This is a genomic window from Labrenzia sp. ATLA3 (genome assembly GCF_057180185.1).
On the sequence record NZ_JBXUKV010000006.1, the window covers coordinates 1 to 12,718 of the forward strand.

Here is a 12,718-nt window from a genome sequence, read left to right on the forward strand (position 1 = left end):
CGCTTCGACATCCCTGATCTCCTTCTCGTCGAAGACCAGAAGACAACAAATCGTAGCTTACGTCAGTGTCCGATTTCCGGGGAGTAGCTCACGGTGCGAAACCAGTCCGGTTTGTCGGCAAGGTCGATCATGACCCGGTCGAACGGCACATTCTTTTCATCAAGAACAATCGCTGCGCGCTGCACGTAGGGGCAAAGCGCGTGGCTGATCAGGGTGAGCTTGGTTGGCATCTGAAAACTCCTTTTCATGCACCTGCATTAAGATGAATGCAGTTGCATGAAAAATCAAGATTGATGCACTTGCATAAATTTTCTATCCCTTTGTCATGAGACAGACCACGCCACCACCGCCAGCCGCCATCGATGCCTGGGCCCGTTTGCAGCGGGCGAGCGGCGCTGTTCTGGCTCGCGTCGAGACGCGTCTCAAGGCGGACGGGTTTCCACCGCTTGGCTGGTACGATGTGCTCCTGGAACTGAGCCGCGCCGAGGACAAGACCCTGCGCCCGGTTGAAATCGAAAAGCGGATGCTGCTGGCGCAATACAACGTCTCGCGGCTGCTCGACCGCCTTGCTTCGGCAGGTTACATCGAAAAGCTGAAGAGCCCGGAGGACGGCAGGGGCGTGTCCGTGCGCCTTACATCTGAAGGGGACGCGCTCTTGAAGGCCATGTGGCCCAGCTACCAGGCGGCGGTGGAGGCCGAGTTTACGAAATATCTGGAGCCGGGCGACGCGGAAACGCTCTGGAATGTACTGGGCAGGCTTGTGCCCTGACATCTGTTCCCGGGGAGTGAACACACTGTTTCCCCAAGACACGCCAAAACACGCGTATAAGGTCGGCAAAACCTCTCGATGACCGGACTCTGATTGCCATGACAGACAGCAACAACCTGGACGAACGGACCGGACTTCCGCAGGAATGGCTGTTCCTTCTGGAAGAACATCCGCGTGAAGACTGGTCGGCTCACCGGAACCTGGGGCCCTTGACCGAGTTCTGGCTTGCCCGGCACAACGGCTTTCGTCAGCTCGGCGGTGACCTGGACACAATCCTGACCGACTTCCGCGAACAGAAGATCCCGGTGAACCGGTTCGGCAACCTTTTCGCGCCGCGCCTGCAGCAGTTCCTGAGCGAGTTGCATCACCATCACATGATCGAGGATCAGCACTATTTCCCGGTTTTCATGGAAGCGGAAAAGCGCCTTGTCGACGGGTTCGAGCTGCTCGAAGGCGATCACGAGCTGATCCATCACCGCATTGAATCGGTCATCAAGAGCGCAAACAAGCTGTTCGGACAGCTGCAGACAAAAGACCGGGACGCCATCCGTCGTGCAGCCGACAGTTTCGCCGGTGTCAGCGACACGCTGATCTCCGGCCTGATGCGCCACCTGGATGACGAGGAAGACCTGATCGTGCCGCTTATCCTGGATCGGGGCGAGCGGAAACTGGGACTTTCGTAAAAGCGGCTGTGCAGGCGGTTGGCCAGGGATCCTTGATCTGGCTGAAGCTGAGTGCTTTGCCCACGTCACGGTGTTGAGGCTTTCCGGTTACACTTGGCCGGGCCGTGGATATCGGCGGTACAACAGGCTTGACTCCTTTCCCGCTCTCACGCATTTAAAATGGCATGACCAAGATGAGCGCATCCTTCGTGTATTTTTATTACGTCACCGACATACCGGCGGCTGCGTAGGATCTTGTTCACCCCATAGACACCTCAAAAGCCGCCGCGTCAGGCGGCTTTTTGGTTTCTAGAGACCCGAGCTTCCTGGCGGGGGAACCAGGAAGCGAAAAATGACCAGACATATGATCGAAGCCGGTAAACCGGCAACAAAACTCAAATCGGAAGCACTTGCCGTGCTTCTGGAACGTGGACTCGTGCATCAGTGCACGGATATCGAGGCACTCGACCAGACCCTGTCGCAGGGTCCGATCACCGCATACGCCGGGTTCGATGCCACCGCGTCCAGCCTTCATGTTGGCCACCTGATGCCGTTGATGACGATGCGTTGGCTGCAGAAGCTCGGCCATCGTCCCATCGTCGTGCTCGGTGGCGGCACCAGCCAGATCGGCGACCCGAGCTTCCGGAACGATGCCCGGCCGATGCTGGAAGAGCGCCAGATCGCCGCCAACATCGCGACCATACGACGATCCGTCGAACGGCTCGTCGACATGGAAGGCGAAGATGGGGCTTTGCTGGTCGATAATGCGGAATGGCTCAATGAATTCCGCTTCCTGGAATTCCTTCGCGACTATGGCTCCCAGTTCACCGTCAACCGCATGATGACCTTCGACAGCGTCAAGTCGCGCCTCGATGCACAGATGCCGCTGACGGTTCTGGAGTTCTGCTACATGATGCTGCAGGCCGTCGATTTCCTGGAACTGGCAAAACGTCATGGCTGTTCGCTTCAGGTTGGTGGGTCCGACCAGTGGGGCAACATCGTCAACGGTGTGGAGCTTGGCCGCCGCGACGGCCGCAAGCTGCACGGTTTGACGGTGCCGCTGCTGACGACCGCCAGCGGTGCCAAGATGGGCAAGACGGCCGCCGGTGCCGTGTGGCTGCATCCCGAACATCTGTCGCCCTTCGGCTTCTGGCAGTTCTGGCGCAACACCGCCGATGCCGATGTCGCCAAATGCCTGCGCCTCTTCACCGAACTGCCGATGAGCGAGATCGAACGTCTGGCAGCGCTGGAAGGGGCGGAACTCAACGAAGCCAAGAAGATCCTGGCCACCCAGGTGACGGCTATCGTTCACGGTCCGGAAGAAGCGCGCGGAGCCTTGCAGCAGGGCGATGCACTGTTTGCCGGTGAAGGCGAGATCCTGGAGCCAACCCACAGTATGCCGCTGAAAACGCTGGCGGAAGGTCTGGGGCTTCTGGAGCTAGTGGTCGCGGTCGGCTTCGCGTCCTCCAACGGCGAAGCCCGCCGGTTGGTGGAAGGGGGCGGCGTCCGTCTCAACAACCAGATTGTTGACGATGCGCGTCGCCGTATCGCGACAGGTGATCTTCAGGCCAATGACCGCCTGTCGATATCCGTCGGCAAGCGCCGCAAGGCGCTGGTGGGATTTGAGTGAGTCGCTTAGACGGCTTCCGCGTCATCGATCAGAACGGCCGGCTCCAGCCGGCCGTTGTAGCCGAAGACCTTCCCGATCAGCGGGAATGTCACCTCAACGCTGAAACTATACCTGCCATCGACAACACGTTCGCGCCCGACCGCTCTCGGAGCAAGGGGCAGCGGCAGAGATAGAGGACCGAGTGAAACTTCCGCCGGGGTGATGTCGATACCCTGTTCGGTCGCACTCACTTGCATCTTGAACAGGAAGGGGCCAAGGCGCTCCAACATGCAGGGATAGGCTTCGCCGTTTCCGGCCATCATGTCGGTTTGGAATGGCTGCCCGTCAAACCGCCGTGTCCAGCGCTCTCCGCCCGCGATAGGTTCAAAGCTGGTCTCGACCCGAACACCCATCCGGGCTTCCGGCAACTTCGCCAGCCGGCAGATCAGTCTGGCTGCCAGGGAAGTGCCTCTGCTGACATCCGCGATTCCACGCGCCTCTCGCGCAAAACTGTGCATGTAGCGAATCTGTTCCGGAACCTTTGCGAAGTCGGGGCCGAGTATGTCCTGATAAAGTGTGCGGGGCATGTGTGAACTGCTTTGATGTCGATGTGTCTTCCCAGGCAGACCACTCCGGAGGCATTTGGGCAACTGAAAATCGTCTTTGTGCTTATTGCGTGACGTCCAGTTGAGCAGCGCCCCAAAGAAAGAAGCCGGGAGATCCCGGCTTCATTTGGTTTGCTCAGCTTTGTTTCTCCAGTTGCCTTGCCCGGTAGTCTGCCACCGGCAGGCCGCCGACGCCCCAGTTCTCAAGGTCCACTTCCTCGATCACCACGAAGGTGGTTGCGGGGGTCTTGTCGAGCACATCGACCAGAAGGTCCGTCGCGCCCTTGATGAGCCGGGCTTTCTGCTCTGCGGTCACCCCTTCACGGGTCACCTGGATATTCACGTAAGGCATGTCAGGTCACTCCTTCGGTGCGGGGCCGGATTTCAAAGATCTTCGCCATGATTTGCCAGTGGCCCTCGTCACGCACGAATGTCAGGAAGTCGGTGAAATCGTTGCTGCCGATCGAGCAGCGAACCCTGGCAAAGGCCGTGTTCTCGCCGGCAAACTGGATTTCGTCGATGACATCGCGGCGCTCCTCGCCCCGGGACGCCGGCGACTGACGGGCGGCGACGACCGGCACATACTCGGCCATCGTGCGGTAGAGAAGGGGTGTTTCGTCTGCAGTGGCGTAGATCGCCCGCTCGTGAAACACCTGCTGCAACAGGTCGGTATCGCAGTGATAAAGCGCATCGAAATAGTCGGAAATGACCTTTTCCAGCGCAGCCAAGGCACTGCTCATGCCGCCAGACCTTCTTCCTGAAGGGTCTTCTGGGCCGCCGGACGGGCGCGGATGCGCTCGACATAGGCTGCCGTCTTCGGCCAGTCGCCAAGAGATACGCCGATGAAGTTGGTCCAGTTCAGGATGACAAAGGCGTAGGCATCTGCCACGGAGAAGCTATCACCCAGCAGATAGTCGCCGCCCTTGGCCAGCAGGGCATCGAACTGGCCAAGCCTGATCTTCAGCTTGGCCAGGTTATCAGCCGCGTCTGCTTCAGAAAATTCCTTGCCGGAAAAGAACGGACTGAACCCCTTGTGCAGTTCGGACGAGAGGAAGCTGAGCAATTCCAGGACGTGGAACCGGTCGAGCGGTTTGCCGGCGCTATCGGAGGCAAAGTCCGGATATTGCTCGCCAAGCCAATGCAGGATCGCGACGTTTTCCGTGAGGACGTCGCCGTTTTCAAACCGCAGTGCCGGTACGTAGCCGCGCGGATTGGTCTCGTCGTAAACCGCGCCGGTTTCCGTCAAGCCCGCAGATGTATCCACTTTTTCGAGACTGTAGGTGGCTCCCGCTTCGTTGAGAATGAGATGAGCAGCCATGGAACAGGCACCGGGTTTGTAGAACAGTTTCATCGATTGGCTCCTTGGTTCATATCGATGCCTGGAAGGTGTAATCTTAGGTCACCATTGACAAGCAAGTTTCTATTGGTAACTTGCATTATTGAGTTACCGGGCAGAAACCTGATGGTTCCCGCGTGACCTTGGAACTTTAAAGATCGTGTGGGGCCCATGGCATTGAAAATGCGCAAGAACCTTAGCCCGAAGCCGCCGCAACCCTGCAGTCTGACCCAGTGCATGAAGGTGATTTCCGGCGCCTGGGCGCCCAACGTTATCTGGAACCTGCGCGCAGGTCCGCGCCGCTTCAACGAGCTGAAGGCGGATATTCCCCCTGTTTCCGGCAAGGTTCTGTCACAACGCCTTTCAGAACTGGAAGGGCGCGGCATCCTGTTGCGCCATGTCCGGCCGACATCGCCGCCGTCGGTCGAATATGAGCTGACGGACCTCGGCCAGGATCTCGTTCCCGCGCTGGAAGCCATCGTCGAAGTCGGTCACAAACTGAAGGAACGGCGTGATTTCCAGAAGGCGGCGGAAGCTGCCGAATAGGCTCTGGATCGGGGAGGGGGACTTGAAACACCGGACCTTTGTTTGTGTCCATGGCGTCTGGCATGGCGGCTGGTGCTGGTCGCGTCTGGCAACCATTCTGCGGGAACGCGGACACCACGCCTGACCCCGCATCCGTTCCAGACCTTCACCACAGCCCTGGAGCTGAAACACCTGGTCGGAAACGGCCTTCCGGCTCACTACATCGAATGCACAGACCCGCCCTATCCGCCAGCAAAAGTCGCCTTGGTCCGCGCGCGAGCCAAAGGCTGGCCGGTCTCGCAGATCGCGTCCGGGCGTGATGCGATGGTGAGCGAACCGAAGGCGCTGGCAGACTTGCTGGAAGGCATTGCTGAAGAGTTATTACGATGAAGCCGCAGGTTAGGGGCCTTGAACGGAAAACGGGGCAGCCCTCTGTCGAAGGCTGCCCCGCGTCACTGCCAGAACAGGGTCGTGTAACCTTGGTGGCCTTTAGAAAAACCCGAGCTTGTTCGGGTTGTAGCTGACCAGCATGTTCTTGGTCTGCTGATAGTGATCCAGCATCATCTTGTGGTTTTCACGACCGATACCGGACTGCTTGTAGCCACCGAAGGCCGCATGGGCCGGGTAGGCGTGGTAGTTGTTCACCCACACGCGGCCCGCCTCGATAGCGCGGCCGAACCGGTAGCAGCGGTTCGCATCACGGGACCATACTCCGGCGCCAAGGCCGTACATGGTGTCGTTGGCAATCGCCAGGGCTTCTTCGTCGGTCTTGAACGTGGTGACCGAAACGACCGGACCGAAGATTTCCTCCTGGAAGACCCGCATCTTGTTGTGGCCCTTCAGGATGGTCGGCTGAACGTAGAAGCCGCCGGAAAGGTCGCCGTCGAACTTGGCTTCCGCGCCGCCGCACAGCACTTCCGCACCTTCTTCAACGCCGATGGTCAGATAGGACAGGATCTTGTCCTGCTGCTCACGGCTGGCCTGGGCGCCGACCATGGTTTCCATGGAGCGCGGATCACCCTGCTTGATGGCTTTCACACGAGCAATCGCTCGCTCGATGAAGGCTTCGTAGATGTCTTCCTGGATCAAGGCCCGGCTGGGGCAGGTGCAGACCTCGCCCTGGTTGAACGCGAAGAGAACAAAGCCCTCGATGGCCTTGTCCAGGAACGCATCGTCCTGGCTCATGACGTCGGAGAAGAAGACGTTCGGCGACTTGCCGCCGAGCTCCAGCGTCACCGGAATGAGGTTCTCGGTCGCGTACTGCATGATCATCCGGCCGGTTTGGGTCGAGCCGGTAAAGGCGATCTTCGCAATGCGGTTGGACTTTGCGAGCGGCGCGCCGACTTCCGCACCAAAGCCGTTGACGATGTTGAGAACACCATCCGGCAGCAGGCCACCAATGAGCTCTGCCAGCACCATGATCGCGGCCGGTGTCTGCTCAGCCGGCTTCAGGACGATGCAGTTGCCGGCGGCAAGTGCCGGAGCCAGCTTCCAGGCTGCCATCAGGATGGAGAAGTTCCACGGAATGATCTGGCCGACAACGCCGAGCGGTTCATGAAAGTGATAGGCGACCGTATCGTTATCAATCTCCGACATCGATCCTTCCTGGCCGCGCAGGACACCGGCAAAATAGCGGAAATGATCGACGGAAAGCGGAATGTCGGCGGCAGTCGTCTCACGGATCGGCTTGCCGTTGTCCCAGGTTTCCGCCTTGGCCAGAATGTCGAGGTTCTGCTCCATGACATCGGCGATCTTCAAAAGGATATTGGCGCGTTCCGCTGCCGGGGTCCGACCCCAGCCATCCTTGGCCGCATGTGCGGCATCCAGCGCCAGGTCCACGTCGGCGGCGTCGGAGCGGGCGATTTCGCAGACCGTATTGCCGGAAATCGGTGTGATGTTGTTGAAATACCGTCCGTTGACCGGGGCAACGAATTTGCCGCCAATGTAGTTGTCGTACCGGGATTTGAACGGAGACGTCGTGTCGACGTTAAAGCTTGGCATCTGGTTCATCTGGGGTCCTCCACAAGATCGGCAGTCAGCCAACCGAAGCTGCAACTGACCGAAGGTCCCGGTCCTCCACCGGGAATGGGCAGACTGTGCGGGAGGAGGTCGCGCGGCGATAGATGGGGGAATGTGTAACTGTCCGGCATGTGTCTCAGTTCTGAGACAGGTTGGCCGCGATTTCAGTCGAGGCCGAGCCGTTTCATACGCCGATAAAGGGTTGCCCGGCCGATGCCGAGCGCGCGGGCCGCTTCGGAGACATTGCCACCGGCCCGCGTCAGGGCACGGATGACGGCTGCCCTTTCAGCCTTTTCAAAACCGCTCGGACCATCCTCCCGGCCAAGCAGATCGGAAGCGGGCAGGGGTTTCAAAGGGCCGCTTGCGCCAAGCCCGAAGGCCTTTCTGGCGGCGCGAGTCGCGCCAAGCACGATGTCGTCGCCGTCGACCGCGAGCAGCATCGCGTTGTCTGTGCTCTCGCCATCGGCGACAATGATACGGGCTCCGGGAAAGGCGGCACGGAAGGTCTCTATCTCGATCTGTCTTGCTGTCTGCGAGACCATGGCGGCAATCAGCCGGTTGAAGGCTTCCGTCTGGTCGGACCGTGCGGAGGAGACGTCCAGGGCCCCGGCAAGCCGTCCGTCCGGGCCATAGATTGGCGCGTCCATGCAGCTCATGCCGACATTGCGTGCCAGAAAGTGCTCCTGCCGGTGGACGATGAGATTGCGTTCTTCGGCGAGGCAGGTGCCGATTCCGTTGGTTCCGACGGCGGCCTCACTCCAGTTGGTCCCCTTGCTCAAGCCCCAGTCCTGAAAGGTATCCGCGTCGGCGGAGGTGCAGCGCTGGTCGAGGATGACACCGTCCGCATCGGTCAGAAGAACCGTGCAGCCGGACTGACCGACCAGGCCGAAAAGCTGATCCAGCTTGGAGGCTGCGATCGTCAGGAAAGCCCCCGTCTCTTCCAGGCGCTGGCAAAGCTGGTCGTCGCCGAGGCGCTGAGGAGGCTTGCCGGTGGCTGGATCCAGCCCATATTTGTCGATGGATCTACGCCAGGACGCCGCGATCCGGGAGAGCGCAGGCGCGGACGCGGATTGCACGGTTCGTAAAACTGTTTCGACGTGATCCTTCATTGTCGCGATCACCGGTCCAAAGGCGTCCGGCACTTTCAGCCGGTTTCAAACCCTGAACCCGTTCCTCCCATGAACGCTCGTTGAACGCAAAGGATGGCGGGATTGGAGGGCGATTGCAAGATGTCTGTCCGGCGCGGTCCAGGATCGGTGACATGCAAGGTGCCCCCTCGGCGGGCTTCTGTTGACATGCCGGAAAATCACCCGAAGAAGTACGTCCGCGTTAGGCTGCGTAGGGGAATAAACGTATTTCCTGTCATTTCTCCGGATGGTCTTCTGAGGAAAGAAGAAACCTGGAGTGATAATGTTAAAGAAGTTCGCGAAAAAGTAGTAAAATAAACTCAAGATGAGACTTAAAAGCAGAAATATGGCTGGAGCAGATTAGAGCGGCTTTAAGCAAATTCGTATAATCACACTATAAAATCCTGGGGGGCACCAGATGTACGGAATGCTGAACGAAGGCATTCGTAGCTTCGTTACGGAAAATCATGGACCTGAGGCTTGGCAAAGCATTTGTGAAACCGCAGGCCTGGATCAACTCGAATTCGAACGAATGTCGAGTTACGACGATGCCATCACTTACAAACTGATTGATGCCATCTGCGGCTTCACCGGTCTTCCCCTGGCGGATGTCATGGCCATTTTCGGCAGATACTGGGTTGACTTTGCGGGTGCTTCGCATTTCGGCAATCTCATGCGGCTTGCCGGCAATTCCTTCATCGAGCAGTTGAAGGGGCTCGACGACATGCACGACCGCATCCTCCTGACGATGCCTCATCTGAAACCGCCTTCCTTTGAGGTAGAGCAGAAGGACGATGGATCCTGTATTCTGCATTACTATTCCGAGCGCGAAGGACTGGCGCCGATGGTGATCGGCCTTCTGCACGGCCTTGCCTCGGAGACCGGTGAGCACATTGAGGTTAGCCAGGTCGCGGCGAAATCCGAGCAGTGCGATCACGACATTTTCGAAGTCAGGATTCTCGACAAAGCGCCACAACCTTCCAGCACCGGGGCCTGAATTTGACTTCATCCAAACTCGATCTGAGCGGCAAGGCCATCAACATGCTTTTTCCCATGCATGTCGTGCTGGACAGTCGCGGACGGATCGAAGGCCTTGGCCCAACACTGGAAAGGGTCCTGGGGACAGGCATTCTGGAGGCGGATCTCTTTGACGTTTTCACGGTGGAACGGCCGCGAAACGTCAGGTCTATCGCAGATATCCGCGAGAGGCTCGGCACAAAACTGGTTCTGCGGGCGCATCTGCGAGACGGCGAGCCGGTACAGTTCCGCGGGTTTGCATTGGCCGGCGCGGACGAGGACACGATTTTCCTGGATCTGTCTTTCGGCCTCCACTTGTCCAAGGTCGTGGAACGTTTCAAGCTGACGGAAGCAGACTTCAAACCCAACGATTTTTCCATCGACCTTTTCTATTCCTTCGAAGCGCAGCGCACGCTTCTGGAAGACAGTCAGAAAATGGCCTCCGCACTCAAGGCGGCGAAGATTGAAGCAGAAAAGAAGGCCTCGCAGGACCCGTTGACGGAAATCGCCAACAGGGGAGCCCTGCACCGCCGCCTGGAAGACGTGTTGCATTTGCCGAACAAAGGGCAACTTTTTGCCCTGCTGCATATCGATCTGGATCAGTTCAAGTCGATCAATGACAATTTCGGCCACTCCGCAGGCGACATGATCCTGATCCGGACGGCGGAGGCAATGACATCTCTTTCCGGTCCGAACGATCTTCCAGCGCGCCTCGGCGGTGATGAATTCGCTCTGTTTCTGGCGGCTCCCCCGGACAGGGAAGAGCTCTATGCCATGGCGCTGCGCCTGCTGGACGAGATCTCCATGCCGATCCGCTACAACGGGCAGAACTGTCAGGTTACGGCAAGCATAGGCATCGTGCTGTTCCACCCCGGGCAAGTCCAGAACGCCGACAGACTGATCGCGCATTCCGATATCGCGCTCTACGACGCCAAGACGACCAGGTCGTCCGTCAAAGTGCTGTCAAAGGAAATGATCCGGCGGCATGAGGAGACCAGCAGGCTGGTCTCGCTGATCGAGGAGGGGCTGAAACTCAGTCAGTTCGTCCCCTACTTTCAGCCGCAGATAAACAGCATGACGGGCCAGGTTTGCGGCCTGGAAGTTGTTGCCCGCTGGCAGACCGAGACGGAAGGGGTGCTGCCGCCGGCCCGCTTCCTGGAAACGGCGACCAGGGCGAATATCATGTCGGAAATCGACCGCCAGGTGCGCCGCAAGGCCTTCACGCATTTCGCAGAGTGGAAGGCTGAGGGCAAGGATATCGGCAAACTCTCCCTGAACGTGACCGCATCGAACCTCAGATCGGAGCAGTTTGCCGCGATTTTGCAGAGCGAACTTGATGACGCGGGCCTGACACCCGGCGATATTCAACTGGAACTTCTGGAATCAATCCTGTTTGAACAGTCGGACCAGGGGTTGATCGCCCAGTGCCGCAATCTGGAACAGGCCGGTTTTGCCCTGGCGCTTGACGACTTCGGCACGGGTCACTCTTCGATCGCCACCTTGATCGAAACACCTGTCGCGACCTTGAAGATAGATCGGTCGTTCGTCTCCGGCCTCGACAAAAGTCCGAAGATGCAGAGGATTGCGGGTGCCATGCTGGCGATGGCCCAGAATATGGGACTGGATGTTCTGGCCGAGGGAGTGGAAACCCGCGAGGAACTGGAGTTCCTGGAAAACTATGGCTGCCGGCTGTTTCAAGGGTTCTACTTCTCACCGCCCCTCGGCGCGGTGGAAATTCGGGAGTGGCTGGATGTCTGGGCGCCCGACTTGAAATGCGTGACGGCCTGATCGGGCCAATATTCCTGCCGTAAATAAAGAAAACCCCGTCTCCTTTTCTGGGAAACGGGGCTAAGTGGATTTCGCGGGGAACGCGAAGTCTCCTCTTTGGAGTGCCTGCTTATGCCTGCAGGCGGGATCTGATTTCCTTGCGGAGGTCGTCGATAGGTGACGTCTTTCCGCCTTCGTTTATGTGCCAGAAGGTCCAGCCGTTGCAGGCTTCCTGCCCCTGTACCAGGGCACCGACCTTGTGGATCGACCCGGTATGGTCGCCGGACTTGAGTGAGCCGTCCGCACGCACGATGGCAAGATGTTTGCCTTTCGGGCAGCTGAGTTCCGTGCCCGGCTGCAACAGTCCGCTCTCCAGCAACGTGCCGAACGGAATGCGCTTCTGGGCTCGCTTGCCCTGCTGCATTTCCAGCGATGCGGCGTCACCCGTCTCGATGGCCGAGATACGTGCCGTGGCCGCGTCGATATAGTCCTGCTCACGCTCCACCCCGACGAAGTGACGGCCGAGTTTCTTGGCGACGGCACCGGTGGTGCCGGTTCCGAAGAACGGGTCGAGCACGACGTCTCCCGGCTTGGAGGAGGCCGTCAGAACACGGTAGAGCAGGGCTTCCGGTTTCTGGGTCGGATGCACCTTTTGTCCGTCCTTGCCCTTCAACCGCTCGGCACCGGTGCACAGCGGCAGATGCCAGTCGGAGCGCATCTGAAGGTCCTCGTTGAACGTCTTCAGAGCGTCGTAGTTGAAGGTCGGCTTCGCATCTTTCGACTTCACCGCCCAGATCATGGTCTCGTGGGCATTGGTGAACCGTTTGCCACGGAAGTTCGGCATCGGGTTGGACTTCAGCCAGACGATATCATTCATGATCCAGAAGCCGAGATCCTGCAGGATCGCGCCGACACGGAAGATGTTGTGATAGGAGCCGATCACATACAGCGAGCCATCCGCCTTCATGACCCGGCGAATGGCCAGAAGCCAGGCCCGGGTGAAAGCGTCATAGGCTTGAAAACTTTCGAACTGGTCCCAGTGATCGTCACAGGCATCCACCTTTGACTGATCCGGCCTGTGCAAATCGCCACCCAACTGAAGGTTGTAGGGCGGATCCGCGAAGACCAGGTCCACAGAACGGGACGGCAGTTTCTCAAGGGCGGCTACGCAGTCGCCCTTCAGGATCGTGTTTAGCCAGGAAGCACCGGCTTCCGGTTCATTGGATAGACGGGGTGCCACGGTGGACACCCCGGTACGCAGTACACTCATTGCGACGCAATA

14 protein-coding genes and 1 pseudogene are annotated in these 12,718 nt (G+C 58.9%); 7 read left to right on the forward strand and 8 right to left on the reverse strand.

What is annotated here, in order from left to right:
• Window positions 1-86 precede the first annotated feature (86 nt).
• Window positions 87-230 (reverse strand): annotated as a pseudogene (locus tag AC2A6O_RS16725) (glutathione S-transferase N-terminal domain-containing protein); the annotation flags it as partial.
• 95 nt (window positions 231-325) lie between these two features.
• On the opposite strand from AC2A6O_RS16725, the gene AC2A6O_RS16730 reads away from it, so the two are divergent.
• The 3 genes from AC2A6O_RS16730 (at window position 326) to tyrS (ending at window position 3,061) form a co-directional block, all read left to right on the forward strand.
• Window positions 326-769, forward strand: a complete 444-nt coding sequence (locus tag AC2A6O_RS16730; protein ID WP_498928770.1) for a MarR family winged helix-turn-helix transcriptional regulator — start codon at window positions 326-328, stop codon at window positions 767-769.
• A gap of 98 nt (window positions 770-867) precedes the next feature.
• Window positions 868-1,452: a hemerythrin domain-containing protein gene (locus AC2A6O_RS16735; protein ID WP_498928772.1), complete on the forward strand. Its 585-nt coding sequence runs from the start codon at window positions 868-870 to the stop codon at window positions 1,450-1,452.
• 331 nt (window positions 1,453-1,783) lie between these two features.
• Complete coding sequence (gene tyrS, locus AC2A6O_RS16740; protein WP_148585194.1) at window positions 1,784-3,061, forward strand: tyrosine--tRNA ligase; 1,278 nt, start codon at window positions 1,784-1,786, stop codon at window positions 3,059-3,061.
• 5 nt (window positions 3,062-3,066) lie between these two features.
• Here the strand turns inward: tyrS and AC2A6O_RS16745 are convergent, their stop codons facing one another.
• The 4 genes from AC2A6O_RS16745 to AC2A6O_RS16760 all read right to left on the reverse strand — a co-directional run bounded on the left by AC2A6O_RS16745 (window position 3,067) and on the right by AC2A6O_RS16760 (window position 4,996).
• A complete protein-coding gene (locus AC2A6O_RS16745) occupies window positions 3,067-3,627 on the reverse strand; it encodes a DUF4166 domain-containing protein (protein ID WP_498928774.1) in 561 nt (186 codons plus the stop codon).
• Between the two features lie 154 nt (window positions 3,628-3,781).
• The gene (locus AC2A6O_RS16750) at window positions 3,782-3,997 is read right to left on the reverse strand and encodes a tautomerase family protein (protein WP_148585190.1); all 216 of its coding nucleotides are present in this window, start codon (window positions 3,995-3,997) and stop codon (window positions 3,782-3,784) included.
• A gap of 1 nt (window position 3,998) precedes the next feature.
• Window positions 3,999-4,385 carry a nuclear transport factor 2 family protein gene (locus tag AC2A6O_RS16755; protein ID WP_498928777.1) on the reverse strand — a complete coding sequence of 129 codons (387 nt, stop codon included), beginning with the start codon at window positions 4,383-4,385 and terminating at the stop codon, window positions 3,999-4,001.
• Window positions 4,382-4,996 carry a glutathione binding-like protein gene (locus AC2A6O_RS16760; RefSeq protein ID WP_498928779.1) on the reverse strand — a complete coding sequence of 205 codons (615 nt, stop codon included), beginning with the start codon at window positions 4,994-4,996 and terminating at the stop codon, window positions 4,382-4,384. The genes AC2A6O_RS16755 and AC2A6O_RS16760 overlap by 4 nt, the downstream gene beginning before the upstream one ends.
• A gap of 156 nt (window positions 4,997-5,152) precedes the next feature.
• On the opposite strand from AC2A6O_RS16760, the gene AC2A6O_RS16765 reads away from it, so the two are divergent.
• Together AC2A6O_RS16765 and AC2A6O_RS16770 are read left to right on the forward strand one after the other, a co-directional pair.
• On the forward strand, window positions 5,153-5,527 hold the full coding sequence (locus AC2A6O_RS16765) for a winged helix-turn-helix transcriptional regulator (RefSeq protein WP_148585185.1): 375 nt from the start codon (window positions 5,153-5,155) through the stop codon (window positions 5,525-5,527).
• Window positions 5,528-5,569: 42 nt separating this feature from the next.
• The gene (locus AC2A6O_RS16770) at window positions 5,570-5,896 is read left to right on the forward strand and encodes a hypothetical protein (RefSeq protein ID WP_498928781.1); all 327 of its coding nucleotides are present in this window, start codon (window positions 5,570-5,572) and stop codon (window positions 5,894-5,896) included.
• 99 nt (window positions 5,897-5,995) lie between these two features.
• Here the strand turns inward: AC2A6O_RS16770 and adh are convergent, their stop codons facing one another.
• Window positions 5,996-7,516, reverse strand: coding sequence for an aldehyde dehydrogenase (gene adh / locus AC2A6O_RS16775; RefSeq protein WP_148585181.1), 1,521 nt, complete (start codon window positions 7,514-7,516; stop codon window positions 5,996-5,998).
• A gap of 173 nt (window positions 7,517-7,689) precedes the next feature.
• Window positions 7,690-8,634, reverse strand: coding sequence for a GAF domain-containing protein (locus tag AC2A6O_RS16780; protein WP_498928783.1), 945 nt, complete (start codon window positions 8,632-8,634; stop codon window positions 7,690-7,692).
• 445 nt (window positions 8,635-9,079) lie between these two features.
• On the opposite strand from AC2A6O_RS16780, the gene AC2A6O_RS16785 reads away from it, so the two are divergent.
• Both AC2A6O_RS16785 and AC2A6O_RS16790 read left to right on the forward strand, forming a co-directional pair.
• Entirely contained in the window at window positions 9,080-9,649 is a 570-nt protein-coding gene (locus tag AC2A6O_RS16785; protein WP_498929448.1) for a heme NO-binding domain-containing protein, read from the forward strand.
• Window positions 9,650-9,651: 2 nt separating this feature from the next.
• Window positions 9,652-11,457, forward strand: coding sequence for a putative bifunctional diguanylate cyclase/phosphodiesterase (locus AC2A6O_RS16790; protein WP_498928785.1), 1,806 nt, complete (start codon window positions 9,652-9,654; stop codon window positions 11,455-11,457).
• 109 nt (window positions 11,458-11,566) lie between these two features.
• Here AC2A6O_RS16790 and AC2A6O_RS16795 read toward each other — a convergent pair whose 3' ends face one another.
• Window positions 11,567-12,706 (reverse strand): site-specific DNA-methyltransferase, encoded by a 1,140-nt coding sequence (locus AC2A6O_RS16795; protein WP_148585176.1) that lies wholly within the window; start codon window positions 12,704-12,706, stop codon window positions 11,567-11,569.
• Window positions 12,707-12,718: the final 12 nt, after the last annotated feature.

Excerpts from the sequence above, each read along its gene's own strand:
- AC2A6O_RS16730 (WP_498928770.1), top strand. The coding sequence starts at position 326 with ATGAGACAGACCACGCCACCACCGCCAGCCGCCATCGATGCCTGGGCC.
- AC2A6O_RS16735 (WP_498928772.1), top strand. The coding sequence starts at position 868 with ATGACAGACAGCAACAACCTGGACGAACGGACCGGACTTCCGCAGGAA.
- tyrS (WP_148585194.1), top strand. The coding sequence starts at position 1,784 with ATGACCAGACATATGATCGAAGCCGGTAAACCGGCAACAAAACTCAAA.
- AC2A6O_RS16745 (WP_498928774.1), bottom strand. The coding sequence starts at position 3,627 with ATGCCCCGCACACTTTATCAGGACATACTCGGCCCCGACTTCGCAAAG.
- AC2A6O_RS16750 (WP_148585190.1), bottom strand. The coding sequence starts at position 3,997 with ATGCCTTACGTGAATATCCAGGTGACCCGTGAAGGGGTGACCGCAGAG.
- AC2A6O_RS16755 (WP_498928777.1), bottom strand. The coding sequence starts at position 4,385 with ATGAGCAGTGCCTTGGCTGCGCTGGAAAAGGTCATTTCCGACTATTTC.
- AC2A6O_RS16760 (WP_498928779.1), bottom strand. The coding sequence starts at position 4,996 with ATGAAACTGTTCTACAAACCCGGTGCCTGTTCCATGGCTGCTCATCTC.
- AC2A6O_RS16765 (WP_148585185.1), top strand. The coding sequence starts at position 5,153 with ATGGCATTGAAAATGCGCAAGAACCTTAGCCCGAAGCCGCCGCAACCC.
- adh (WP_148585181.1), bottom strand. The coding sequence starts at position 7,516 with ATGAACCAGATGCCAAGCTTTAACGTCGACACGACGTCTCCGTTCAAA.
- AC2A6O_RS16780 (WP_498928783.1), bottom strand. The coding sequence starts at position 8,634 with ATGAAGGATCACGTCGAAACAGTTTTACGAACCGTGCAATCCGCGTCC.
- AC2A6O_RS16785 (WP_498929448.1), top strand. The coding sequence starts at position 9,080 with ATGCTGAACGAAGGCATTCGTAGCTTCGTTACGGAAAATCATGGACCT.
- AC2A6O_RS16795 (WP_148585176.1), bottom strand. The coding sequence starts at position 12,706 with ATGAGTGTACTGCGTACCGGGGTGTCCACCGTGGCACCCCGTCTATCC.